We start from the raw sequence: 25,423 nt of genomic DNA on the forward strand, positions 1-25,423 counted from the left end.
GGGTGGCATTGTTTACTTAGTAGTAAGAATGCTCGCCGCGGGCATGCTCAGTAATATCGCGCACGCCTGTTAGCTCGCCGGTAAATTGTGCCAATAGTTCTTTCTCGATCCCTTCTTTCAGGGTGACATCGACCATTGAGCAACCATTACAGCCGCCGCCAAATTGCAAAATCGCGACACCGTCTTCAGTGATTTCAGCCAGTGATACATGGCCACCGTGACCGGCAAGTTGCGGGTTCACCTGAGTTTGGATCACGTAATCAACGCGTTCCATTAATGATGCGTCATCAGAAACCTTACGCAGTTTGGCGTTAGGTGCCTTAAGGGTCAGCTGTGATCCCATCTTGTCGGTGACGAAATCAATTTCAGCATCCTCTAGGAAAGGGAGGCTAAGTTCATCGATATAAGCTGAAAATAGATCGTAATCAATTTTCGTATCGGTTGCTTCGATCGCTTCCTGGGGGCAGTAAGACACGCCGCACTCTGCAGTTTGAGTACCAGGGTTGACCACGAAGACGCGGATGTTTGTTCCTTCCGGCTGTTGGGCCAAAAGTTTGCCGAAGTGCTGTTGAGCATTTTCAGAAATAGTAATCATAGACACGACGTAATACCTGACTTATTTAGTAAGATTAATTCTATTCTACTCTGTGACAGTCTTTCTATCACCCCTTAATCGATACATCTATGACTTTGGCATGGATCGGGGCTTTTTTTGTGATTAAAGATCGGTTGGGGTATAGCAAATACAGTAAATATCGACCTTCTCGACACCATGCTGTTGCAATAAAGTCGTGATTGCAGCCACGGTGCTGCCCGTTGTGACGACGTCATCAACAATGGCAACATGTTTGGGGAGCGCCTGTTTCTTAAGTATAAATGCTTGGTCGAGATTTTGTTGGCGCTGTGACTTATTTAGCATGTGCTGGGGGCGGGTATAACGTTGGCGTCGAAGGAGTGAGGGTTGGCAACGGCTGGCGGTTTGTTTCGCGATGGCATCAGCCAGTAAGGTGCTCTGATTGAAACCTCGCGTAAAGCGTCGCAGTGGATGGAGCGGAACAGGCAGAATAACCGGTGCGGGTTGGACTATTTCAGATACCAGCATATCGGCCAGTGGTTGTGCCAGCCAAAATTGGCGCCCGAATTTGAATTGGTGGATCAGTTGACGGAGAGGAAAGTGGTATTCACCGACACGATAGAGGTGCTGCCAGGGCGGTGGTTCCACCAAGCAGTGGCCACAATAGGCGGTATTAGAGAGTGTAGTACGGCCACAGCGATGACAATATGGCGGCCGAGGAAACCGACTCAAACAATCGTGGCACCACATATGCGTCTTGTTACCAATAGAGGTATCAGCAACGGGAAGTTGACACAGTTGGCAGCGGTGATAGCGGCGTAGGAAGTTGGTGATTGGAGATAATAGGGATACCATTCTTGCCATCCAGAAGTGCACATAAAGGAAATATAAATGACAGCTCGACTCTATTGGCAAACGGAAGGCCAAGGTTCCGATCTGGTTCTCATTCATGGCTGGGGAATGAATGGGGCGGTATGGCAGCAGCAGTTGCCTTGGCTTGCTGATCATTATCGAGTGCATGTGGTTGATCTGCCTGGTTATGGCCATAGCGGCGGATTATCGGCAGCGAACATCGAGGAAATGGCATACCTTTTGCTTGAAAATTCACCAGACTCCGCTGTCTGGCTGGGTTGGTCATTAGGGGGGCTCATTGCGACCCAAGCGGCCTTACTGGCTCCTGAGCGGGTGAATAAATTAGTCACGGTTGCCAGTTCACCGCGGTTTTCGGCGCAAGACCGATGGCGAGGTATTAAGCCTGAGGTTCTGGCCAATTTTCGCCATCAGCTGGATGACAATTTAGTGGCAACCGTTGAGCGGTTCATGGCGCTGCAAGCGATGGGCAGCCCAACGGCAAGGCAAGATATACGGCTGTTGAAAGATGCAGTACTGTCTCGACCTGCTCCCGATCCGGCCGCATTGGCGACGGGCTTACAGATGTTGGCAGACATTGATCTACGAGAGCAGTTGGCGGCGATTCATCAGCCTTGGCTGCGGCTTTATGGTCGACTGGATGGATTAGTGCCAATGAAAAGTGCTGACGATATTGATATGCTCGCACCGAGATCACAACGGCAAACTTTTGCCTCGGCATCCCATGCGCCGTTTATTTCTCATCCGGAGGAATTCTTTCAGAGACTGCGGGAATTTATGGAAGAGAGCTAGCGGGGGGAGTGTGATGTGTCGCCGTATAGCCACATTATTTGTTTAAATTTTTGCTGAATGTTGCCGATACTATTAATAATGGAGTTGCTCTGGGATAGAGAGAGGCCATAATGACGATAAGAAATATCACGAATACAGCCACATATACACCTGCCAGCGTAAAAGCAGCCTCTGCCAGGCTAGCGCATAATCATCAGTCAGCTGAACAGGCAACGGTTCCACCGATGGCAGCAGCACCGGTAGCCGCGACTCAGGTTTCCATTTCGGATACTGCCCGCCAGCGACAAGCCAGTGAGATGCCCAATCAGACGTCACGGCCTGCCGGGCAGGAAGGGGCGACAGAAAAAGCCGAAGCCTTCGCTTTTGGTGTGCTGGGGATGGGTCATCCTAGTGAAGTGAAAAACGAGGGCGATGAGTATTATACCGCTGGGCAAGTATTGTCGGCGATGGGGACCGTGGCGACGGTATTATTGGCGATCGTCTAGTCTGCAAACATGTTGATGGATGTTCATGTTTGTTGTGATGGCTTTAGCTTAGTAATCGGTCGGATGATACACGCGCAATCGACCATTGGAGTGTAGTATCAGCATGTTAGTATCCCCTGTACAAGTCGGTGCTCCGACGATTGCTCCATCCTTTAATCCGCCGACCGAGCAGGTGGCACGGGATAATCGTGTCCGTGATAAAATTGTCCCTCCCGCTGAAATGACGGCTTCTGGGCGGGAAAAACCCCTCAGTAGTGATGAAAAACAACTCAAGAAACCCTCCTGGGATCCCAGTGAACATCCTGATTATCACGGTAGCGTCACGGGTCAGCAATATGGTTATCAAGCTGAACTAGAGCAACTGGTTAAAGCACTCTCTGCCAGCAGTTATCTTGGCGATGTCAGTGAATTGGGGTATTCCATGCATATCAAGTTACCCCGTGAATTGTTGGATCAACTGGAAACTATCAGCCAGACCGAACGCACTCGTGGTGTCATTGCCCATAAGTATGCCCAGTCGACGATTCCCAATCCGCCTACCGAGTATTTGGTAGTGTTGTAGGGAAGAGCAGGAAAAGCAGGGACGAGGGGCTAGGAAGAGCGGAAGATCAAGAGCGGTCCTTTGGCCCTAGGCCCTATGGGTAAGAGTGAATCTAGGTTCGAGGGACTAGAAAGAGCGGAATAAAATCAGAGGCGGGGTCTCAGAATTCGTTCTTTTTCCTTTACACTCGAGTCTCGTTCCTGCTTACAAGACCACAAGACCACCTCTCTTTTGCTTTTCCGCTCTTCCTAGCCCCTCGTTCCAGCGCTTCTTTTCCTCGTCCCTCCCGCCTTTCTCTGCGCATAAAAAACGGAAGACTTTCGCCCTCCGTTTTATGCTTATCCTAGTCTCTTAAGACTCGAAACTAGTCCCTCGTTCCTAGTTCTTTAGCTCTAGTCCCTCGATACTCGAAACTAGCGCCTCGAACTTACTTCTTCTTCGCGTTGGCAAAGGCGGCGGCGAATGCCCCCCCCATGGCAGCGTTATTTTGATTGCCACCGTGGTTGCTTGACTGATTGCCTGATGGGCGAGAGCCCGTCGAGCGTGGTGCCTGAGTACGGTTTTCTTGCGGTTTGCGCTGTGGCTTTTCTTGACCCGGCTCGTCGCTTAGGCGCATCGACATCCCGATACGTTTACGCTGCAGGTCAACTTCCATGACCTTCACCTTCACGATGTCACCGGCTTTGACCACTTCACGCGGATCAGAGACAAACTTGTCAGACAGGGCGGAAATATGGATCAGGCCGTCTTGGTGAACACCGACATCGACAAATGCACCGAAGTTGGTGACATTAGTGATCACGCCTTCCAGTACCATGCCTGGGATCAGATCTTTGACTTCATTGACGCCATCGGCAAAGGTGGCCGTCTTGAATTCAGGGCGGGGATCGCGGCCGGGTTTATCCAGTTCACTGATGATATCGGTCACGGTTGGTAGGCCAAACTGGGCATCGATGTAGTCGGCCGCTTTTAGTCCTCGTAGGAACTCGCTGTTACCGATGATAGCATCTAGCGGTTTGCTGTTTGCGGCGGCAATGTTCTTAACCACCGTGTATGATTCAGGGTGCACCGCCGAGCTATCGAGCGGATTTTTGCCATTCATGATCCGTAGGAAGCCCGCGCACTGTTCGAAGGCTTTTGGCCCCAAACGTGCGACTTTTTTCAAGGTCGTACGGGCGTCAAAGCGGCCATTTTCATCACGGTAGTTAACGATATTTTGGGCAATGGTGCCGTTGAGGCCAGCAACACGAGTCAGCAGGGCGGCAGATGCCGTATTCACATCAACCCCGACGGCGTTAACACAGTCTTCGACGACCGCGTCCAGACGCTTGGCCAGCATATTTTGGCTAACATCATGTTGGTATTGGCCCACCCCGATGGATTTTGGATCAATCTTCACCAGCTCTGCCAGTGGATCTTGCAGACGACGGCCAATTGAGACCGCACCACGCAGCGAGACGTCCAGATTCGGGAATTCGTTGGCGGCCAGCTCTGATGCTGAATATACCGAGGCGCCCGCTTCACTGACCATCACGCTCTGAATTTTCAAGTCATTGTCTTTCAGTAGCTTGGCCACAAAGGCGTCTGTTTCACGTGAAGCAGTGCCGTTACCAATCGCAATCAAGTTGACGTTATGTTTGGCGATTAAAGCCACAACGACCTTGCTTGATTCGGCTATTTTGTTGTGTGGCTGGTGCGGATAGATAGTGGCGGTATCAAGTAACTTACCGGTTTCATCCACGACTGCAATTTTACTGCCGGTACGTAAACCGGGATCGAGAGCCAAGGTGACGCGAGGGCCCGCCGGTGCCGACATCAGCAAATCTTTGAGGTTATCGGCAAACACCTGCATTGCGCCGTCTTCGGCTTTTTCGCGCAGTGCGCTCATCAGCTCGGTTTCCATGTGCATCAGGATTTTGACCCGCCATGCCCAGCTGATCACCTGCTTGCGCCATGCATCGGCAGGTTGGCTGCCCAGAGTTACCCCGTAGTGGTCGGCAATCATCACTTCGCAGTATGAACCTCGGCTGCCTGCTTCTTGGCCTGGGTCGGCATTGAGGGACAGTTGTAAGATCCCTTCATTTCGACCACGGAATAGGGCCAATGCACGGTGTGACGGGATATTTTTCAGGCCTTCATTGTACTCAAAGTAATCTTTGAATTTCGCACCTTCGTGCTCTTTCCCCTCCGCGACACGCGCCGTTAGCTCGGACTGGCTCTGAAGATGGCGGCGAATTTTTTCCAGCAGCGTGGCATCTTCGGCAAAGCGTTCCATTAGAATCGCGCGGGCACCATCCAGTACCGCTTTGATATCGGCAAAGCCTTTCTCGGTATCTACGTAGGCTTGTGCTGTTGTTTCTGGGGTCTGACTTGGATCGTTCCACAGCGTATCGGCTAGCGGCTTGATACCCGCTTCAATGGCAATCTGGCCTTTAGTGCGGCGTTTCTGTTTATAAGGAAGATAGAGATCTTCTAGGCGGGTTTTGCTGTCTGCAGACAGGATGTCAGCCTGTAGCGCTGGCGTCAGTTTACCTTGCTCGGTAATGGCTTTTAGGATCACCTGACGGCGGTCTTCCATTTCACGCAGGTAGCCAAGGCGCGACTCCAGTGTCCGTAACTGGGTATCATCTAACCCGCCAGTGACTTCTTTACGGTAACGGGCAATGAAGGGCACGGTGTTACCGTCATCAAGCAAAGTAATGGCAGCGATGACTTGTTCCTGGCGAGCGTTCAGCTCGAGGGCAATCGTCTGGTTGATCGTGTTGCTCATCCGTTTGTTTCTCTTGTTATCGTGAATGGCCCCATTTTACGGCGGAATAGGGGGCTGGCAAGGTGTGGCGTGTTAGCGTCGTGTCAGTACGTGACCGGTGGCTGATTGTCGGCTTACTGATAACGAATGCTGTTGACGAACCATTCTTTCTTTCCTAGCGGGGTGGTGACGGTGAACTCATCGTCAATCTCTTTCTTGAGCATGGCGCGGGCCATCGGAGAGTCGATTGAGATATAGTCATTACGGCCATAGATCTCATCCGGGCCGACAATGCGGAATGCTTTGGTATCGCCGTCATCATTTTCAATCTCAACCCAGGCGCCAAAAAATACCTTACCGTCTTGCTGGGGGGAATAGTCTACCACTTGGACTTGTTCGAGACGTTTACGCAGGTAGCGTACCCGGCGGTCGATTTCACGCAGACGCTTTTTATTATACTGATAATCGGCATTCTCTGAGCGATCACCCAGACTGGCGGCCCAGGTGACTTTTTTGGTGACTTCGGGGCGCTCTTCTCGCCATAAAAAATCGAGTTCAGTTTTGAGCTTGGTGAATCCTTCACGGGTGATAAGGTTGGTTTTCATGAATGGTGTCGCTCCTGTCAGGTTGCTGAAAGCTGAACAAGGTGTTATTACAGAGCATTATGCTACAGGTCTGATGATCAGTGCGATAGCTTTTCTGTTCGGGATAATTTGGATAGTTCGTTGAATTTAGGTTAGTTTAAGCGAAAGGTAAATGTAAAACGGTCCACCGGGGATTACGTTGATGAAAAGACGGCCCTGACTAGACATAAACAGTAACAATTTAACGCGTATTTTAGCCGCAAAATTCAGTGAGACATGGGATGGGTCGAGTAACATACGCGCAAGTTCGATAAATTCAGTCGACGCAAGCAAGGTGATTTATGCAGGAAAATTATAAGATTCTGGTTGTTGATGATGATATGCGCCTGCGTGCGCTTTTGGAACGTTACCTGTCTGAGCAAGGCTTCCAGGTTCGTAGTGTTGCCAATGGTGAGCAAATGGATCGTCTATTAGCCCGAGAAACTTTCCACTTGATGGTGTTGGATTTAATGTTGCCGGGTGAAGACGGTTTGTCGATTTGTCGCCGGTTACGTAATGCCAATAATATGTTGCCGATCTTGATGTTGACTGCCAAAGGCGATGAAGTCGATCGTATTGTCGGGCTGGAGGTTGGGGCTGATGATTATCTGCCTAAGCCGTTTAACCCACGCGAACTGTTAGCGCGTATTCGTGCGGTATTGCGTCGTCAAACGGTGGAGGTGCCTGGGGCTCCGAGCATTGACAGCAAGACGATTGAATTTGGTGAGTTCCGCCTGAATCTCGGTACCCGTGAGATGTTTCGTGGCGAAAATTCCATGCCGTTGACCTCCGGTGAATTTGCGGTGTTGAAGGCACTGGTCACTAATGCCCGTGAGCCAATGTCGCGTGATAAGCTGATGAATATGGCGCGTGGTCGTGAGTATTCGGCCATGGAACGATCGATTGATGTACAGATCTCCCGTTTGCGTCGGATGATAGAAGAAGATCCAAGCCGGCCTCGCTATATCCAGACTGTCTGGGGGTTAGGCTATGTCTTTGTGCCGGACGGTAATGAGGCGTAAGTCATGCGATTATCTCCTCGCAGTACTTTTACCCGAACTCTGATCCTGCTAGCTGGCTTGCTGATTGCAAGCCAGGTTTTCTCATATCTCGCGGTTTTAAATTATGCGTTGCTGCCCAGTTTGCAGCAGTTCAACCGTATTCTGGCTTATGAGGTCAGGCTAATGCTCAAAGAAGATGTGGAGCTGGCCGATGGTAAGACGGTACACCTTGATACCCCGATCCGGCGACAATTGCTTGAGCAGCTCGGCGTGACGCTGCATGCAATGGATGGCTCCGATGTCACTGATGCAGATATGGAAGAGTTTAAGAAAGCCACCGTGGTGGACTACCTGAGCGAGGAAATGAGCCGAGAGCTCAATTCACCGACCGAAGTTCGACTGGTGCTAGGCGCTGACAGCTATGTGTTATGGCTACAGAGTAAGGCGATTCCGGGTTACCTGATGCGGATCCCGCTATCAGAGCTGCAGGAAGATGATTTCTCACCGCTATTTCATTACAGCCTGATCATTACTTTTATGGTGATCGCTGGTGGGTGGCTGTTTATCCGGATCCAAAATCGGCCATTAGTCGCGTTGGAAAAAGCCGCGTTGCAAGTGGCTCGAGGAGAAACACCGCCCGTGTTACCTGCGCGTGGTGCCTCTGAAATTCGTGCTGTGACCAAAGCATTTAACCGGATGTCGGCTGGGATCAAGCAACTGGAAGATGATCGGGCGCTGTTATTAGCAGGGGTGAGCCATGACTTGCGCACCCCGTTGACTCGGATCCGGCTGGCGACAGAGATGATGTCGCCGGAAGATGCTTATTTAGCTGAAAGCATGATTAAGGATACGGAAGAGTGTAATGACATCATCAGCCAGTTTATGGACTATTTGAAATCCACCAAGAAGCAGGCTGAGGAAGAGTTGGATCTGAACAGCTTGCTGGAGGAAGTCGCTAATTCGGAAGGTGGCTATGAGCGACGGATTGAATTGGCACTGACCGCTATCCCTGGTGTGATTATTGCTAATGGCGTGTCGATTAAACGATCGATTGCCAATCTTGCGATTAATGCACTGCGCTATGGTAACGGCTGGGTGAAAATATCCAGTGGGGTGACGGCTGATCGTAAGAGTGCTTGGTTCTGTGTTGAAGATGACGGCCCTGGGATTGAACCGGATCAGGTTGCGAAGATGTTCCAGCCACTGACTCGGGGTGATACCGCGAGAGGAACCGATACCGAAGGAACGGGGTTGGGGTTAGCTATCGTTAAGCGGATCATTGACCAGTATGAAGGTTCTATTCAGGTGTCTAATCGCCGAGACGGCGGGCTGAAGGTGCAAATAAGCCTACCGTTAGCCATCCGAAAATAATCCATTTACGTCGAACAAAAAAAAGCGGGAGTCATTGACTCTCGCTTTCTTGTTTTTACACTCACCTCGAACCTCGAACCTCGAACCTCGAACCTCGAACCTCGAACCTCGAACCTCGAACCTAGTCTCTATCGTCCGGAAGTACCAAGTTCAGGATAATTGCGGTGATCCCACCGGCAGCCATGCCTGATGACAGGATGCTTTTGACTATATCTGGCATGAACTGGAGGATCTCCGGTTTTTGAGCAATTCCCAGACCCATTGAGAACGACAGGGCCATGATCAGAATGGCTCGGCGGTCGAGTTTACAGCGTGAAATGATCCGAACTCCCGAGGCGGCAATGGTACCGAACATGACGATGGTCGCGCCGCCAAGAACCGGTTCTGGAATGAGTTGCACTAAGTTAGCTACCCCTGGGAACAATCCGAGCAAGACCAGCATCCCTGCTACAAAGTAGCCAATATAGCGACTGGCAACACCGGTTAGCTGGATGATGCCATTGTTCTGGCTGAAGGTAGAGTTGGGGAAGCTATTGAGCAGTGCAGCAACGGCAGAGTTAATGCCATCAGCCAGTACACCGCCTTTGATCCGCTTCATGTAGATTGGGCCAGCTACGGGTTGCTCAGACGTTTCAGAGGTCGCCGTGATATCGCCAATCGCTTCCAGTGAGGTAATCGCAAAGACAATCACTAGCGGGATCAATAATCCCCAGTCGAAGCCTAGCCCGTATTGCATCGGGATAGGGATCGCGATGAAATCAGCCTCGGTGGTGCGGCTGGTATCGAGCATACCAGTCATCCAGGCCAACAAGGTACCTGCGGCCATCGCAATCACAATCGAGGAAACGCGCAAATAAGGATTTTTAACGCGGTTAAGCAGCACAATCATGCCTAGTACCGTGCCGGCTAACATCAGATTGTCGAGACTGCCGAAGGTGCCACTTTCAATGGCTTCATAGCCACCACCGATGGAGGTCAGGCCGATTTGGATCAGAGTCAGACCGATCAGGGTGACGACAATACCGGACACCAGTGGGGTAATGACCCGTTGTGCATGCTGGAGAATCCGAGAGATCAGGACTTCGGTTAGTGAGGCAAACAGAATGGTACCGAAGATAGCGGCCATCATGGTGGGAATATCTGCGCCCCCGGCTTTTAAGGCGAGGCCTGAACCGATGATTGGGCCAAGGAAATTAAAACTGGTGCCTTGGATAGACAGTAGGCCTGAACCAACCGGACCAAATGTGCGGATTTGAATGAACGAGGCGATACCAGACGCAAACAGTGACATGCTGACAATGGTATTGGTTTCACTGGCGGGTAATCCCAGAGCTTGACAGATGATCAGCGACGGGGTGATCACAGCAACAAACATCGCCAACAAATGTTGGGTGGCGGCAAATAAGGTTTGTGGCAGAGGTGGTCGATCCTCTAAGCGATAAATCAAATCCGACTTGTGTGGTGTTTCAACGGTGCTGTGCTGGTGAGTCATGGCCAATGCTTCCTTGGTGTTTCTCTTTATTCCTGTTTATTGCGCTGAATGGGCGATAAACCGTGGGTCTGGATTGCTCTGTGATTGCTGTTACTCAGAACCAGAATTCCACTGGAGAGAAGGGCTAGATAGAATTTGTCGCTATTTTAGTGATCTCTCAGTAGAAAGCAATCGTTTGCGTTATTGCGCGGTGGAAAGTAATGATGCATACATGCAATCTACGGCAGAGAGGGAGCCATTGGTCTGGCGCTAGGCATTAGAGTAGTTTTCGCGTTGACCAAGCCAGCGGTCGATAATCGCCTTGGCATTGCTTGGGTAATTATCGTGAAGGTAGCGTGCCAGTTTTTGCACCTGCGGGATCAGATGTTGGTCGCGAATAAGATCTGCCACTTTGAAATCGGCAATCCCTGTTTGTTTGGTGCCGAGTAGCTCACCGGGGCCGCGGATCTCCAAATCACGTTGGGCGATGACGAAGCCATCGCTACTTTCGCGTAATACCCCCAGACGTTTCTGAGCGGTCTTAGATAGTGGCGCATGATAGAGCAGCACGCAATGGCTGGCGACTTGGCCTCGACCTACCCGGCCTCGGAGCTGGTGGAGCTGGGCCAAACCAAGGCGTTCTGGATTTTCGATCACCATTAAGCTGGCATTGGGGACATCGACCCCGACTTCAATCACAGTGGTGGCGACTAGTAGCTGAAGCTCACCTGCCTTGAAGCGCTGCATCACGGCTTGTTTTTCTGCCGGTTTCATTCGGCCGTGCACGAGGCCTATATTCAGTTCGGGCAGTAGTGCGGTGAGCTCATCAGCGGTATCTGAGGCTGCTTGTGCTTCCAGCACCTCGGACTCGTCAATCAGGGTACAGACCCAATAGGCCTGACGTCCTTCATTGAGGCAGGCAGAGCGGATCCGCTCGATAATGTCAGGACGACGCGAGTCCGGCAAGGCAACGGTTTGGATTGGGGTACGGCCTGGTGGTAGTTCATCGATCACCGAGGTTTCCAGATCGGCATAGGCGGTCATCGCCAAGGTGCGTGGGATAGGCGTTGCGGTCATGATCAGCTGATGCGGGAAACGGCCGTCATTGGCTCCTTTTTCGCGTAGCTCCAGTCGCTGGTGGACCCCGAAACGGTGCTGTTCATCGATGATCACCAATGCGAGGTTATTAAACACCACCTGCTCTTGAAATAAAGCGTGGGTGCCGACCACCATCTTGGCTTCACCGCCTTCGATCTTGGTTAGTTCAGCGTCACGGGCTTTGCCTTTGAGTTTGCCTGCGAGCCAACCGACGTTGATACCAAGCGGGTTGAGCCAATTGGCGAAGTTAATTGCGTGTTGCTCGGCCAGCAGTTCCGTTGGCGCCATCAGGGCCACCTGATAACCGTGTTCGATGGCACGCAAAGCGGCAAGGGCGGCGACAAGGGTTTTACCAGAACCCACATCACCTTGGACTAAACGCATCATCGGGTGTGGCTTGGTGAGATCGGTTTCGATATCGGCCACGACCCGTTGCTGGGCGCCTGTCGGGCTGAACGGCAGGCTGTCGAGCAGTTGCTGCTTGAGGGACGTCTGTTTTAGGGAGTCCGGTGCCGCCAGAGGCCAGGCGGCATGTTGCTGGCTTTTGCTGCGTACCGCGAGCATTGAAAGGTTCTGCGCCAGCAGCTCTTCTAAAATCAACCGTTGCTGAGCGGGATGCCTGCCTTCCTCGAGTTGATCCAACGAAACATCCGGTGTTGGGCGGTGCATCACATGCAAGGCTTGGGCGAGTGTCATTTGGCGATCATACAGGCCTTCAGGCAGTAGCTCACGTACCGCGGCTTTATCGAGCAGCCGCATTGCCTGATCGGTGAGGTTACGCAGGGTCAGCTGGCGCAAGCCATCGGTAGTCGGGTAGACCGGGGTCAAAGTTTCTTCGACACTGAGCTCGGTGGGTTCAGAAAAAATACGATAATCAGGATGGATGATCTCCAGCCCGTATTGGCCGCGTTTGATTTCACCGTAGGCTTTGACTTGCTTGCCGTCAGCGAAGCTGTTCTTCATCGCGGCAGTGAAGTTGAAAAATCGCAGTGTCGCACTGCCAGTGTGATCGCTGATCTTCACGGTCAGCATTCGACGCTTGCCAAAGGCGATATTACTGCTGATGACCTCTCCTTGAATGGTCAGGTGCTGACCGGCCATCACACTGGCAATCGGCCAGATCCGGGTGCGGTCTTCATAGCGGAGCGGAAGATGGAACAGCAGATCTTGCACCGTGTGCAGGCCTATTTTATCCAGTTTTTCTGCTATTTTGGCACCAACCCCTGACAGCTCGGTCAGGGCGATGGTATCAAGAAGTTGTCCGCTCATCGCTTATCCTATTTACGGTAATCGTTTGTGCTTTTTAGGCTCGGTGGCCTGCATGGTCTGCCACCATTGTGCATCGGCATCAATTTGGCCATGTTCATCCAGTGGCGGGTAAGGCAGCCCTTTACGGCGAGCCACTTTTGCCAGTACAGGATGCCCCCGCTCGAACAGAATACGGTGAACCACGTCATCAGGCAATTGGGTGGTGTCGCGATCGTACATCCCCGCATTCTGGCGCTGGCGTTGTGCCTCATACAGGATCAGTGCACTGGCAACAGAAACATTCAGCGACTGTACCATACCCACCATGGGGATGATGATATCTTGATCAGCCATTGCCAGTGCCTGAGCGGTGATGCCATTTTTTTCCCCGCCGAGAATGATGGCAGTGGGTTGGGTGTAGTCAATTTCACGAAAATCGACCGCATCATCAGACAGGTTCGTTGCCAGTACCTGCATCCCCTGAGCTTTTAACGTGGCAATTGCATCCACCATGGAGTCGTGGGTTTCCAGCTCAACCCAGTTACGAGCCCCTGCGGATGTATGGCTGTGCAGCCGCATACTTTCTGTCGGCCAGACCGCGTGGACCTTATGTACGCCCACCGCATCAGCTGTACGGATGATCGCTGAGACATTGTTAGGTTTGTGCACTTCTTCCATGCATACCGTGAGATCGGGCTGACGGGTAGCAAGGACAGAGTGGATTCGTTGGAAGCGATCAGGGGTCATGGTACAGGTTTACCTAAAGCAAGATATTGAAAAAAGCGAGCTAAAGAAAACGCCCGCATGCGGGCGTTTGGATTAATGGTCGGGGCCGGATGATATTCCAGCTTCCGGCGATCAGTTTTTTTGTCGCGAAACACGAACCACGTTAGGCATCACTCGGATCCGGCGCATGATATTAGCCAGGTGGATACGTCCCTTGGTGGTGAGCTTAACGGTGATGGTATACAGGCGGCCATCTTTCTCTTCGGTAGCCAGACCCTGAATATTCGAACCGGTTGCCGCAATGGTATTGGTCAGATCGGCCAATGCACCTTGGTGATTTTGCATATCAACTTTGAGGCAGGTAACAAATTCCTGCTCGAAGTCTTCACTCCATTCAACAGCCATGTACTTATCGGGTTCACGCTGGTAACCGCGGATATTGGCACACTCCTCACGGTGGATCACCAAGCCTTTACCCGGGCTGACATGGGCCATGATTGGGTCACCTTGAATCGGGTGACAGCAGTTGGCAAATGTCAGTAAGATCCCGTCCGCGCCACGGATTGGTAAGCGTCGGTCGTTTTCTTTCTCCGTGAGCTCATCGGCTTTGCCTAATAAACGGCGGGCGATCACTACACTCATTAACTCGCCTAAACCAATTGCGGCTAACAGTTCTTCGAGAGTATTTAATCGCAGATCGGCCAGTACCTGTTGCAGGTTGTCGGTGTTGATTTGGTCGATATTTAATGAACCCAGGGCATGGTTGAGCAGACGACGTCCAAGCGTGACGGACTCTTCACGACGCATGGTCTTGAGAACCTGACGGATCTTCGCGCGGGCCCGAGAGGTCACAACATAGTTGAGCCAGGCGGCATTAGGACGTGCGCCAGGGGCACTGATGATCTCGATAGTCTGGCCGTTCTTCAGCGGTTTACTGAGCGGATAAGGTTGGCGCTCGACGCGCGCACCGACACAGGCATTACCGACATCGGTATGTACCGCGTAGGCAAAGTCCACCGCGGTTGCCCCGACGGGCAGTTCGACAATTCGGCCTTTTGGCGTGAAAACATAAATCTCATCTGGGAACAGATCAGATTTTACACTCTCGATAAACTCAAACGAGCTGCCTGCACTTTGTTGTAATTCCAGCAGGCTCTGCATCCAGCGCTGGGCTTTCACCTGTGCTGTGGTGCTTGAGCTTTCGCCATCTTTATACGCCCAATGGGCAGCAACCCCTTTATCGGCCATTTGATCCATGTCTTCGGTACGGATCTGTACTTCAACCGGGACCCCATGTGGGCCAACCAACGAAGTATGTAATGACTGGTAACCGTTAGCTTTAGGAATGGCGATATAGTCCTTCATCTTGCTTGGCCGAGGCTTATACAAGTTATGGACTTGGCCGAGAATGCGATAGCAGGTATCCAGATCAGAGACTAATACGCGAAACGCATAGATGTCCATGATGCTGTGGAAGCGCTGCTCCTTGTTCTTCATCTTGTTGTAGATGGAGTAGAGGTTTTTCTCGCGGCCGAGGACGGTGCCTTGGATCCCCGCATCATTGAGACGACCTTCAATTTCAGCGTGGATTTTGTTGATCATTTCTTTGCGGTTACCACGCGCGGCGGCGACCACTTCTTTCAAAACTCGGTAGCGATTGGGATAGAGCGCTTCAAAGCCCAACTCTTCCAGCTCGGTCTTGATGTTATGAATACCCAAACGATGGGCCAGTGGAGAGAATATCTCCAGCGTCTCACGGGCAATACGACGGCGTTTATCCGGACGCAGGGCACCTAAAGTGCGCATATTGTGCGTGCGGTCGGCCAGTTTGATTAGAATGACGCGGATATCATGGGCCATAGCCATGATCATTTTGCGGAAGTTCTCAGCTTGCGCTTCTTTGCGGTCGCGGAACTTGAGCTTGTCCAATTTTGAGACACCATCCACTAACTCAGCGACGGTTGAGCCAAAGCGGCTATCGAGATCATCTTTGGTGACTTCGGTATCTTCAATGACATCATGGAGCAAAGCGGACATCAAGGTTTCGTAGTCGAGGCGCATTTCCGCCAAGATACGTGCCACCGCGATAGGGTGGATGATGTATGGTTCGCCGCTGGAGCGTGTCTGTCCCTCATGGGCGTCACGCGCAACGAGATATGCCTGCCTGAGGGCCTCGATTTGAGTCTCAGGCAGGTATTGGGTTGCGACTTCTTTCAGGCTATCAAAAAGATACAATTCGCCCGGTTCCCTGAATTAACGGTGGTTGTCGCCAGCAATAGCACTAACAGCGGCTAGCTCTGCAGCTTCTTGCTCTTGAAGTTCCTGACGCTCACGTGCATCAAGGATATCCTTTGTGATCAGACCTTCTTCGATTTCGCGAAGGGCGATAACAGTGTACTTGTCGTTTTCTTCAGGAACCAATGGATCCTTGCCGCCGGTTTGCATCTGACGAGCGCGGCGTGAAGCAATTTGGATCAGATCGAAACGGTTGCCAATTTTATCAACTGCGTCTTGAACGGTTACGCGTGCCATGGAGGGCTCCAGTGGTTATAAAAAATAAAGATTGAAAATTGTACAAAAATACTTACTGATCTGCCAGTAGAGCATTCAGCATACTGGTATATTTAGCAGCTTGTTTATCTTGCTTCAATCGTTCTGCACGAATGATGGCTTTAAAATCCACCAACGCCATGTCGAAATCATCATTAACGATCACATAGTCGTATTCGTTGTAATGAGAGATCTCCGAGCGGGCTTCTTCCATACGGCGGGCAATAACAGCATCGCTGTCTTGACCACGGGTATTCAGACGGCGCTCAAGCTCTTCTTTCGATGGCGGTAAGATAAACAGGCTTTTCGCTTCTGGCATTTGTGTGCGAATTTGACGCGCACCCTGCCAATCAATATCAAGGAATACGTCGATTCCTTTATTTAGCTGCTGCTCAATCCAAGGGCGTGACGTTCCGTAATAGTTACCGAAAACTTCAGCATGCTCAAGGAAGGCACCCTGATCCGCCAGGTCAGTAAATTCTTCCACACTCACAAAATTGTAATGAACACCGTGCTCTTCACCTGGGCGCATACCGCGCGTAGTGTGGGAGACGGATACTTTCATGTCATAGGTCGGATTGGTTTCCAAAAGGGCATTAATCAGACTTGATTTACCAGCACCACTCGGGGCCGACACGATGTATAGAGTACCTTTGCTCATTACCTATTTTCACTCAGTGATAGAAGGGCGCGCAGATTATCATGAACTGCGCCTAATTGAAATTGGCTGATTGCTTGATAATTCATCTTTTTGCTTAGGGTATGAAGCCCTAGTTCAAGCCTAGATGGAATTTGTCGTAATTTCATGCCGAATGACAAAAAGTCAACTTAACTATACACCTTCAATCAGCCGTTGAAGGGTAATTGCTCGACCTATAGCTAACGATGACTTAAATATTGTAAAATCGAGAAAATTTTCACCATTGCTCATATCCATTATGTATAGCTCCTTAAAAAACAGGTACATCCTCACGCTTGCGTTAATCACGCTTTTTATTTTTTTTCTCAATGTACTTTTTCCATTGATTTCTGATGACTTCTGTCATCTAGATAGTTACTTAACCTACGGAGGACTCGATGCTGCGATAAGAAGCTACATGACGTGGAATGCAAGAACAGGAGAAATATTGGCGGTTTTATTTGGTACGCATTTAATCGGCCTTCCTTTTGCCATTGTTAATACATTGGTGTTTTTTATTATTTTCGCTATGATTCATCCTCTCCTTTTTGCTCGAAAAGGCGAAACAAGTCGTGATGGATTATTCCTCATAATCTTTTTTAGCTTATTGTCGATATCAACAGTTTTTGGTGCGGTATTCTTATGGCGTGCTGGCGCGATGAATTATGCATGGTCACTTGCATTTTGTATGATGCATTTTACCATTTATCGATATCACTATACGGGCATAACGAGCTGGTATAAGAGCACGAATAGTTTTGTTATTGCACTTTTTTGTCTACTCAGTTTTATTGCTGGGATGAGTAGTTTTGATTTAGGTGCTTTAGGCTGTTTGATTCACTTTGGTTTTTTTGTTTACAGAAAAATCACGAAGAAACAAGAGAGCAGTCTGCGTTTCATGCTGCCTGTTATCTGCTTTATCGCCGGATTTATTACGCTATATACCGCGCCAGGTACACAAGTTAGAGTGCAGAGTGTTAACGATTATACATCGTTGGGGCAAATACTATCATGGCTGTTGAATTTTGAGCTGCCTCAATTAGCTGGGCACTACCTCGATACTCTTGGAAGATCGATGTATAAAACCAATTATTTGGTGGCATTAGCATCCATTGCAACAACCTATTTTATTATAACATTACAAAAACAATATCACTTTATACCATTTAAACGCATGAAGCTCCTTTGTGGGTATCTAGTTGCAATTATCATTCAATTGGGCCTGCTTTATCTCAATAGCAGTAAACCTTCTGGGGATTCATTAGGGGCAACGATTCTTTTTAGTAATTTTTTATTCTCTGTTATTGCGCTTATATATCTAGTTAAAACAAAAGTCTTGAGCGTTGAGCAACGTTCAACTGCTCTTATGTTTGTCTTTTTATATTGTCTCCTAATTATTGATGTTTCAGCATATACAGTTGGTGTCCTCCCTGCTCGAAGGGCTTACTTGACAGCTAGCGTACTTGCATCACTAATATTGGCACTATTTGTTCAATTAAAATGGAAAACATTCATACAAAAATGCTTTTTCATTCCATTGTTTTTTATTAGCGCTTCCTTTTTAACTATTGAAACATGGGGACTATCGATAACGAATGAAGCTCTTATTATCAAACCGATATCCGCTCTTTCTGTAGAAGATGATTTCATCATCCGTTCTGAGCAGTTATTATTAAAAGCACCACAATTTTATGATTGGTCTCCTCTGTCAATCGATAAAAAGAATTGGGCTAATCATTGCTTTGTTCGTTTTTATAACATTAAAAGTATATCGCAACCCCATGAGATAGAAGAGGTTTCTATTACTGATTATCTTGATTATTTAACCAAAATTAAGAGTTCGTTATAGTGTTTATACGTTATATGTTGGTCGGTGTATTAAATACATCCGTCCACTTTTTTACATATTTTACTCTGATTGCTTCAGGATTTAATCAGAGTAATAGTAATGTTATGGCTTTTTTTGTTGCTGTAACCTGCTCATATTTTCTAAACGCAAAATTCACATTCCAAGCAAAATACAGACCTAAAGAATATGGTCTGTATATCTGCTTTATGGGCACGGTTAGTTATCTAATCGGCTATATTGGCGATCAGCTGGCTTTTCCTTCAATCATATCGCTGTTAACATTCTCAGCATTAAGTTTATTCATTGGCTATAAATTCTCGAAAATATTATTTTTAAAGGAACAGTAATGCTTATATCTCTCGTTGTACCTGTTTTTAACGAAGAAGAAACGATTGATACGTTTTATAATACAGTGCGAAACGATGCCTTCTTACAACATAAAAATGTAGAGATTATTTTTGTCAATGATGGCAGCAGCGATCAAACTTCATCTATTATTGAAAAAATAATCAAGACCGATAATTTTGTGCATCTTATTAATTTCTCTCGTAATTTCGGTAAAGAGCCCGCACTGTTTTGTGGTTTGGAACATAGTCAAGGGGAGGTGGTTATTCCACTAGATGTCGACTTGCAAGATCCTATTGAATTGATCGAAGTTATGTATAAAAAATGGGAAGAAGGTGCAGAACTTGTTTTAGCTAAGCGTAGTGACAGAAGTAGTGATCATTGGTTAAAACGGATCTCGGCGAATTGGTTTTATAAGCTCCATAACAAACTATCATATTCTAAAATAGAAGAAAATGTGGGTGACTTTAGGTTAATGGATCGTCGTGTTGTCGATATCGTTATTACCCTCAAGGAGAAGAATCTGTTCATGAAAGGGCTTTTATCTTGGCCTGGATTTAATCCTACTATTGTTGAATATAAAAGACCTGAGCGTATTGCAGGGGAAACAAAATTCAATGGTTTCAAATTGTTAAATTTAGCAATAGAAGGTATTACTAGTTTTAGTACAACACCATTGAAGCTAGCAAGCTATATCGGATTTACTATTTCATGTTTGTCATTTTTATATGGCTGCAGTATTATTTTTGAAAAGATTTTCTTTAGCATTGATGTCCAAGGATATGCATCTTTAATGACGGTTATGGCGTTTATGGGAGGTATTCAATTAATTACGAACGGTATCTTAGGTGAGTATGTTGGTAGAATTTATACCGAGGTAAAAGCAAGACCACGCTATGTTATTCAGTCGAAAAAGAGTAATAAAGATTCTGTACGCCATGAATCAAATTTAACGAAATAAAAAAGTATTCATGTGAGTAAACTGATAATTAAAAAGGGTCTAGTTTTAACTAGACCCTTTTTAATTTATGGTTAGATATGTTTGTGAAAACTAATAAGCCAGTAAAAATCTTACTCGATATTCTGGATCTGCTCGCGCATTTGCTCAATCAGCACTTTTAACTCTACCGCTGAGGCGGTGATATCAGTGTTAATCGACTTTGATGCTAGGGTGTTCGACTCGCGGTTAAATTCCTGCATCATAAAATCCAGACGACGGCCACACGCCCCGCCTTTTTTCATGATCTTGTGCGTCTCTTTAACGTGAGAGTCAAGACGGTCTAATTCTTCCGCGACATCACTTTTTTGCGCCAGTAAAATCAGTTCTTGCTCAACACGGCTCGCGTCAAGTTCGATTTTGGCTTCTTCAAAGCGGTTGATCAGGCGGTCACGCTGCCATGCCATGACTTCCGGCATGTGTGCGCGTACTTTATTGGCTTCAACCGTGATGGCTTCTAGGCGCTGAACAATCAGATCTTTCATGTTCTCACCTTCGCTGGCTCGGGCCGCGAGAAAATCATCTACTGTGGCTTCAAAGCCAGTCAGAAGATCTTTGTTAATAATGTCAAGATCTTGCTCTGGGGTTTCCATCACGCCCGGCCATTGCATGACCTGAAATGGGTTAATGCGGCTACGCTCTCCGGTCATCGTCATCACCTGCTCTGCCGCTTTAATTACTTGGCTGGTCAGTGTCTTGTTGATGGTCAGTTCGGTTTGGGTGGCCGTATTGGCCTCGAAGCGCAGGTTGCACTCTACTTTTCCGCGCGCGAGACGTTTACGGAAACGTTCGCGAAGCACAGGCTCAAGGCTACGAAATTGCTCTGGCATACGTAGGTAGGTTTCTAGGTAGCGCTGATTAACAGAGCGAATTTCCCAAACGGCGGTGCCCCAGTCGGCTTTAATTTCGCGACGGGCATAAGCGGTCATGCTATGGATCATTGGCGGGTGGCCTCTATATAGAAAAAGATAACTGCTAATGAGCTCGCAGCCTAGGAGGCTGTGGGCCGCGGGGTGTGTCGATACGGCGCAGTTGTCGTCGTAGGCTGATTATACTGAGCCTTGCGGGTAAAAGATAGGCAACGAGCATAGGCAACGAGCCAGTGATTTGTTCTGAAGGGGAGAGGCAACCGAAGAAAAACCGATGGTATTACGGTGGAATATCGGTAAGAGATTGCGGTATTTTTTAATCCTTGGTCGCCAAGGGGCGTTGTGCGCATATTTTGAGTGCACTTCGCCGAGGTTACGGCTACACTCCGCGCTTTTCTACTTGCTTATTTTATCAACAATGAAAAACGTTCGTGTTGTCGCTGTGTTATCGACATTATTGACCCTCAGTGGTTGTGTGACTTTTCCGACTGCCGAGTCGAATCGAGTGCGGGTGCTGTGGGATGATACCCATGCGCTGCGTCATTGTGAGCATCGTGGCACGGTGATTGGCTCACAAGGGCATTTTTATGATTATTGGCTTCATGCCGATCGCGATATGGTGTGGGGAACGCTCAATGAAATGCGGATTAAAGCTGCGGATTTGGGCGCCGACACGTTATACCTGTATCAGCCATTAGGCTTTACAGGCTCGGTGACCATGATGGCGAATGCTTATCTGTGTGAGGTTGCTCAAGCGCCTGTCGTGGTGTCCCCTTCCATCTCTGAGGGGATTGAGGTCGAGGTTGAGTAACTGATGGGTTTTCTCGTGCACTGCTGCGTGGTTGTAGCTATAATCGCCCGTTAATGTCAGCCAGCCAAAGGGAAAACCCGATGCGTCCAAGCGGAAGAAGTGCCAACCAGGTTCGTCCAATTACCATTACCCGTAACTTTACTGCCCATGCCGAAGGCTCGGTGTTGGTTGAGTTCGGCGATACCAAGGTGATCTGTACCGCCAGTGTTGAAGAGTCAGTACCACGTTGGTTAAAAGGCAAGGGTCAAGGTTGGGTGACGGCTGAATACGGCATGTTACCGCGTGCAACCCATTCTCGTAATCGTCGTGAAGCGGCTAATGGCAAGCAGGGTGGCCGCACCATGGAAATCCAGCGCTTGATTGCACGTAGCCTGCGTGCTGCGGTTGATCTGGAAGTGCTGGGTGAGCAGATGATCACGGTGGATTGTGATGTGATCCAAGCGGATGGCGGTACCCGCACTGCATCGATTACCGGTGCCATGGTGGCGTTGGTGGATGCGATTAACTACATGCTGGGAAAAGGCTTGATCAAAAAGAGCCCACTTAAAGGGATGGTGGCTGCTGTTTCAGTTGGTATCTACAACGGTGAGCCAATTTGCGATCTAGAGTATGTTGAGGACTCAGCGGCAGAAACGGACATGAATGTGGTCATGACCGAAGACGGCAGGATGATTGAGATCCAAGGCACGGCGGAAGGGGAAGCCTTCAGCCATGACGAATTACTGGCAATGCTGGCTCTGGCGAAGAGCGGCATTGACAACATTATCGGCGTTCAGAAACGAGCGTTGGAAAATTAATTTTTAAGCGGTTCCTATTGGAGCCGCTTTTTTTTGTCTGTTTGTTCTCAAGCGGCATCGACAGTGCCTAGTTATATATAAGGAGAAACCATGAAAGCATATCAGCGTCAGTTCATTGAATTTGCCCTGGAAAAAGGCGTATTGAAATTTGGTGAGTTCACTCTGAAATCTGGCCGTCAGAGCCCGTATTTTTTCAATGCGGGGCTGTTTAATTCAGGGCGTGATTTAGCACGTCTGGGCCGTTTTTACGCTGAAGCTTTGGTGGATGCAGGGATTGAGTACGATGTGCTATTTGGTCCGGCTTACAAGGGGATCCCAATTGCAACGACGACTGCCGTTGCATTGGCGGATCATCATGACGTAGATACGCCATACTGCTTTAACCGTAAAGAAGCTAAAGATCACGGTGAGGGCGGTAACTTGGTAGGTAGCCCATTAGAAGGCCGTATCATGTTGGTTGACGATGTGATCACTGCCGGTACGGCGATCCGTGAATCGATGGAAATCATCAAGGCGAACGGTGCCGATCTCGCGGGTGTCCTTGTGGCCATCGACCGTCAGGAAAAAGGCAAGAGCGAGTTATCTGCGATTCAGGAAGTCGAGCGTGACTTCGATTGTGCCGTGGTTTCGATTGTCTCTCTGGGTGATGTGGTGAACTACCTGGAAGCTCAAGACGGTATGGAACAGCACCTAGAAGCGGTGAAAGCCTACCGTGCAGAGTATGGGGTATAAACGTTTAGGGACGCGTTAAAGCCGGTTTGAGGGACGAGGAAGAGCAGAAACAAAAGCGTGATGTTATGTCTGATTCCATGAAGCCAGCTGCAAATTACTCAAAACGAAAAAAGCGAGTGTCGTTGACGCTCGCTTTTTTATTTTTACACACTGCTCGAACCTCGAACCTCGAACCTCGAACCTCGAACCTCGAACCTCGAACCTCGAACCTAGCCCAACTCTGCACTGAGCAAGCGCCAGTAGTCATCGAAATTGGCGGTCGGCTTATATTTGAAGCTTGAGCGGACAAAGCGATTCAGGCTGCCCTCTACTTGGCCGAGGAGCTGAGCGGCAAGAATGGACTCATCCACTGGGAAGCCTTTGCCTTCGCGCAGTTTACGTTCACGGAGGATTTGACGAAGTTGGGTTTCGATACGTTCAAACAGCTGGTTGATGCGCGCTTGCAGGCGATCTTGTTCAAACATCAGAGCGTGGCCAGTCATGATACGGGTCAGGCCTGGATTGCGTTCGGCAAACCCGAGAATAAGCTGAAGCACCATTCGTAAACGGTTAAGAGTGTCTTTTTCATCATCTAGAATGCGGTTAATCCGAGTGGTAATGGCGTCTTCGATAAATTCGATCAGACCCTCGAACATTTTCGCTTTGCTCGGGAAATGGCGATAGAGAGCGGCTTCCGAGACTCCCACCTGTGCGGCCAGCTTGGCGGTGGTAATGCGTTGGCTACCCTGAGCAGATTCCAACATTTGTGCCAGCGCTTGTAAAATTTCTTCGCGGCGGTTGTTTTTCTTGTTGCCAGCCATGAAACCGATCCTTTTCAAATAGAGACTGTCTTGGACAGTATGAAACCCGCATATCTTAGCGGCGCAGCGGGGCTGTGAAAAGCGCGGCTGACCGATACTGATCTCTTTATCGACAAAAAAAGCCCAACCTGAAGGGTTGGGCTTTTTTTTTGATCGCATTCGCTTAATTCATCAGCAGCTGTCTGACTAAAACCATGCTTATTGGTTGTGGCTGGTCCGATAGTGGTTGACGATTTCACTCACGAGTTGCAGGCCTAATTGGGTTTTGGATGTCAGCGGCAGGGCTTTATCGCCTGTTGACCAGTAGAGGTGGAGGGCGTTGCTATCGCTATTAAATCCCTGATCCTGTTGGGCGACATCGTTAGCGCAGATCAAATCCAGTCGCTTGCGGCTGAGCTTGTCTTTGGCGTACTGCTCGACATCTTGGGTCTCGGCGGCAAAACCAACAGTGAACGGGCGATTATGTTCTAGCTGGGCAATGCTGGCGATGATGTCAGGGTTTTTGACTAACCGGATCACCATTTCATCTTCCCCGGCTTGTTTTTTCATCTTCTGCTCAGCCACGCTGGCTGGACGGAAGTCGGCAACGGCGGCGCAGCCAATGAAAATATCGCTGTGTGGCGCATGCTCTAGTGCTGCCTGATGCATGTCTTGGGCGCTGTTGATATCGATACGGGTAACGCCTGCGGGTGTCTCTAGGTTTGTCGGCCCGCTGATTAAGGTCACGCTAGCCCCTCGTTTGGCCGCCGCCGCCGCAATGGCATAGCCCATCTTGCCGGAGCTGTAGTTACTCAGGTAACGGACCGGATCGATGGCTTCTCGGGTCGGTCCTGCTGTAATGGTGAGTGTGAGTGCATGCAGATCAGCTGGCTGGAAGAAGTCCTCGGCGAGATGGACCAATTGCATTGGTTCAAGCATCCGCCCTGGGCCAACATCGCCACAGGCTTGCTCACCGCTGGCTGGTCCCCAGATATGGTAGCCACGGCGCTTAAGGGTGGCAATATTGTCTTGGGTAGCGATATTGCCGTACATCTGTTGGTTCATTGCCGGCGCAATCGCGAGCGGGGCATCCGTTGCCAGGCAAAGGGTCGACAGTAAGTCGTTCCCCATTCCTGCTGCGATTCTGGCAATGAGATCAGCAGTAGCCGGGGCCAGTAGTACCAGATCTGCCCATTTTGCGAGCTCGATATGGCCCATCGATGCTTCGGCAGCAGGATCGAATAGGCTATCTGCGACAGGGTTGCCAGATACGGCCTGCATGGTCAACGGGGTAATGAATTCCTGAGCGGCTTGAGTCATGACGACACGCACTTGGGCACCGTGTTCAATTAACCGTCGAGTCAGTTCAGCACATTTGTATGCGGCAATGCCGCCGCTGATCCCAAGAAGTATTTTTTTTCCTGCCAGAGTGTGCATCTTAATTGCCTGCTTTCAATATTGGGAAT

The 25,423-nt window shown here is 49.3% G+C and carries 24 protein-coding genes; 11 read left to right on the forward strand and 13 right to left on the reverse strand.

Annotated features, from left to right (window positions below; translation table 11 throughout):
* Positions 1-16: 16 nt before the first annotated feature.
* Together nfuA and L4D12_RS07225 are read right to left on the reverse strand one after the other, a co-directional pair.
* A complete protein-coding gene (gene nfuA, locus L4D12_RS07220) occupies positions 17-595 on the reverse strand; it encodes a Fe-S biogenesis protein NfuA (protein ID WP_428447297.1) in 579 nt (192 codons plus the stop codon).
* A 123-nt stretch (positions 596-718) separates the two neighbouring features.
* Positions 719-1,429, reverse strand: coding sequence for a phosphoribosyltransferase family protein (locus tag L4D12_RS07225; RefSeq protein ID WP_428447150.1), 711 nt, complete (start codon positions 1,427-1,429; stop codon positions 719-721).
* A 36-nt stretch (positions 1,430-1,465) separates the two neighbouring features.
* On the opposite strand from L4D12_RS07225, the gene bioH reads away from it, so the two are divergent.
* From bioH to L4D12_RS07240, 3 genes are all read left to right on the forward strand, one after another.
* On the forward strand, positions 1,466-2,236 hold the full coding sequence (gene bioH, locus L4D12_RS07230; protein WP_428447151.1) for a pimeloyl-ACP methyl ester esterase BioH: 771 nt from the start codon (positions 1,466-1,468) through the stop codon (positions 2,234-2,236).
* A gap of 110 nt (positions 2,237-2,346) precedes the next feature.
* Entirely contained in the window at positions 2,347-2,721 is a 375-nt protein-coding gene (locus L4D12_RS07235) for a hypothetical protein (RefSeq protein ID WP_428447152.1), read from the forward strand.
* Positions 2,722-2,824: 103 nt separating this feature from the next.
* On the forward strand, positions 2,825-3,283 hold the full coding sequence (locus L4D12_RS07240) for an ATP-dependent Lon protease (protein ID WP_428447153.1): 459 nt from the start codon (positions 2,825-2,827) through the stop codon (positions 3,281-3,283).
* Positions 3,284-3,689: 406 nt separating this feature from the next.
* Here the strand turns inward: L4D12_RS07240 and L4D12_RS07245 are convergent, their stop codons facing one another.
* Entirely contained in the window at positions 3,690-6,032 is a 2,343-nt protein-coding gene (locus L4D12_RS07245) for a Tex family protein (protein ID WP_428447154.1), read from the reverse strand.
* Between the two features lie 113 nt (positions 6,033-6,145).
* Positions 6,146-6,616 carry a transcription elongation factor GreB gene (gene greB / locus L4D12_RS07250; protein ID WP_428447155.1) on the reverse strand — a complete coding sequence of 157 codons (471 nt, stop codon included), beginning with the start codon at positions 6,614-6,616 and terminating at the stop codon, positions 6,146-6,148.
* A 320-nt stretch (positions 6,617-6,936) separates the two neighbouring features.
* On the opposite strand from greB, the gene ompR reads away from it, so the two are divergent.
* The gene (gene ompR, locus L4D12_RS07255; protein WP_428447156.1) at positions 6,937-7,656 is read left to right on the forward strand and encodes an osmolarity response regulator transcription factor OmpR; all 720 of its coding nucleotides are present in this window, start codon (positions 6,937-6,939) and stop codon (positions 7,654-7,656) included.
* 3 nt (positions 7,657-7,659) lie between these two features.
* Positions 7,660-9,006: a two-component system sensor histidine kinase EnvZ gene (envZ, locus tag L4D12_RS07260; protein WP_428447157.1), complete on the forward strand. Its 1,347-nt coding sequence runs from the start codon at positions 7,660-7,662 to the stop codon at positions 9,004-9,006.
* Positions 9,007-9,127: 121 nt separating this feature from the next.
* Here the strand turns inward: envZ and L4D12_RS07265 are convergent, their stop codons facing one another.
* The 6 genes from L4D12_RS07265 to gmk form a co-directional block, all read right to left on the reverse strand.
* Positions 9,128-10,498: a uracil-xanthine permease family protein gene (locus L4D12_RS07265; RefSeq protein ID WP_428447158.1), complete on the reverse strand. Its 1,371-nt coding sequence runs from the start codon at positions 10,496-10,498 to the stop codon at positions 9,128-9,130.
* A 249-nt stretch (positions 10,499-10,747) separates the two neighbouring features.
* The gene (gene recG, locus L4D12_RS07270; RefSeq protein ID WP_428447159.1) at positions 10,748-12,844 is read right to left on the reverse strand and encodes an ATP-dependent DNA helicase RecG; all 2,097 of its coding nucleotides are present in this window, start codon (positions 12,842-12,844) and stop codon (positions 10,748-10,750) included.
* Positions 12,845-12,856: 12 nt separating this feature from the next.
* The gene (gene trmH, locus L4D12_RS07275) at positions 12,857-13,570 is read right to left on the reverse strand and encodes a tRNA (guanosine(18)-2'-O)-methyltransferase TrmH (protein ID WP_428447160.1); all 714 of its coding nucleotides are present in this window, start codon (positions 13,568-13,570) and stop codon (positions 12,857-12,859) included.
* A gap of 111 nt (positions 13,571-13,681) precedes the next feature.
* A complete protein-coding gene (gene spoT / locus L4D12_RS07280; protein ID WP_428447161.1) occupies positions 13,682-15,784 on the reverse strand; it encodes a bifunctional GTP diphosphokinase/guanosine-3',5'-bis pyrophosphate 3'-pyrophosphohydrolase in 2,103 nt (700 codons plus the stop codon).
* An 18-nt stretch (positions 15,785-15,802) separates the two neighbouring features.
* Positions 15,803-16,081 (reverse strand): DNA-directed RNA polymerase subunit omega, encoded by a 279-nt coding sequence (gene rpoZ / locus L4D12_RS07285; RefSeq protein WP_428447162.1) that lies wholly within the window; start codon positions 16,079-16,081, stop codon positions 15,803-15,805.
* A gap of 52 nt (positions 16,082-16,133) precedes the next feature.
* Entirely contained in the window at positions 16,134-16,760 is a 627-nt protein-coding gene (gmk, locus tag L4D12_RS07290; RefSeq protein ID WP_428447163.1) for a guanylate kinase, read from the reverse strand.
* A gap of 277 nt (positions 16,761-17,037) precedes the next feature.
* Between gmk and L4D12_RS07295 the strand changes: the two genes are divergently transcribed.
* From L4D12_RS07295 to L4D12_RS07305, 3 genes are read left to right on the forward strand one after another with little or no spacing between them, the layout of a single operon-like run.
* Complete coding sequence (locus tag L4D12_RS07295) at positions 17,038-18,627, forward strand: DUF6056 family protein (protein WP_428447164.1); 1,590 nt, start codon at positions 17,038-17,040, stop codon at positions 18,625-18,627.
* A 14-nt stretch (positions 18,628-18,641) separates the two neighbouring features.
* Positions 18,642-18,974, forward strand: coding sequence for a GtrA family protein (locus tag L4D12_RS07300; protein WP_428447298.1), 333 nt, complete (start codon positions 18,642-18,644; stop codon positions 18,972-18,974).
* The gene (locus L4D12_RS07305) at positions 18,974-19,933 is read left to right on the forward strand and encodes a glycosyltransferase family 2 protein (RefSeq protein ID WP_428447165.1); all 960 of its coding nucleotides are present in this window, start codon (positions 18,974-18,976) and stop codon (positions 19,931-19,933) included. The genes L4D12_RS07300 and L4D12_RS07305 overlap by 1 nt, the downstream gene beginning before the upstream one ends.
* Positions 19,934-20,043: 110 nt before the next feature.
* Here L4D12_RS07305 and L4D12_RS07310 read toward each other — a convergent pair whose 3' ends face one another.
* Positions 20,044-20,910 (reverse strand): YicC/YloC family endoribonuclease, encoded by an 867-nt coding sequence (locus tag L4D12_RS07310; protein WP_428447166.1) that lies wholly within the window; start codon positions 20,908-20,910, stop codon positions 20,044-20,046.
* Positions 20,911-21,256: 346 nt separating this feature from the next.
* On the opposite strand from L4D12_RS07310, the gene L4D12_RS07315 reads away from it, so the two are divergent.
* From L4D12_RS07315 to pyrE, 3 genes are all read left to right on the forward strand, one after another.
* Complete coding sequence (locus tag L4D12_RS07315) at positions 21,257-21,649, forward strand: DUF4156 domain-containing protein (protein ID WP_428447167.1); 393 nt, start codon at positions 21,257-21,259, stop codon at positions 21,647-21,649.
* 80 nt (positions 21,650-21,729) lie between these two features.
* Complete coding sequence (gene rph / locus L4D12_RS07320) at positions 21,730-22,446, forward strand: ribonuclease PH (RefSeq protein ID WP_428447168.1); 717 nt, start codon at positions 21,730-21,732, stop codon at positions 22,444-22,446.
* 90 nt (positions 22,447-22,536) lie between these two features.
* Positions 22,537-23,178, forward strand: coding sequence for an orotate phosphoribosyltransferase (gene pyrE, locus L4D12_RS07325; protein WP_428447169.1), 642 nt, complete (start codon positions 22,537-22,539; stop codon positions 23,176-23,178).
* Between the two features lie 209 nt (positions 23,179-23,387).
* On the opposite strand, the gene slmA is transcribed toward pyrE, so the two are convergent.
* On the reverse strand, positions 23,388-23,978 hold the full coding sequence (slmA, locus tag L4D12_RS07330; RefSeq protein WP_428447170.1) for a nucleoid occlusion factor SlmA: 591 nt from the start codon (positions 23,976-23,978) through the stop codon (positions 23,388-23,390).
* Between the two features lie 198 nt (positions 23,979-24,176).
* Positions 24,177-25,394, reverse strand: a complete 1,218-nt coding sequence (gene coaBC, locus L4D12_RS07335; RefSeq protein ID WP_428447171.1) for a bifunctional phosphopantothenoylcysteine decarboxylase/phosphopantothenate--cysteine ligase CoaBC — start codon at positions 25,392-25,394, stop codon at positions 24,177-24,179.
* Positions 25,395-25,423: the final 29 nt, after the last annotated feature.

Origin of the sequence: Photobacterium nomapromontoriensis (genome assembly GCF_050336815.1) — a bacterium.
Taxonomy (GTDB): domain Bacteria; phylum Pseudomonadota; class Gammaproteobacteria; order Enterobacterales; family Vibrionaceae; genus Photobacterium; species Photobacterium nomapromontoriensis.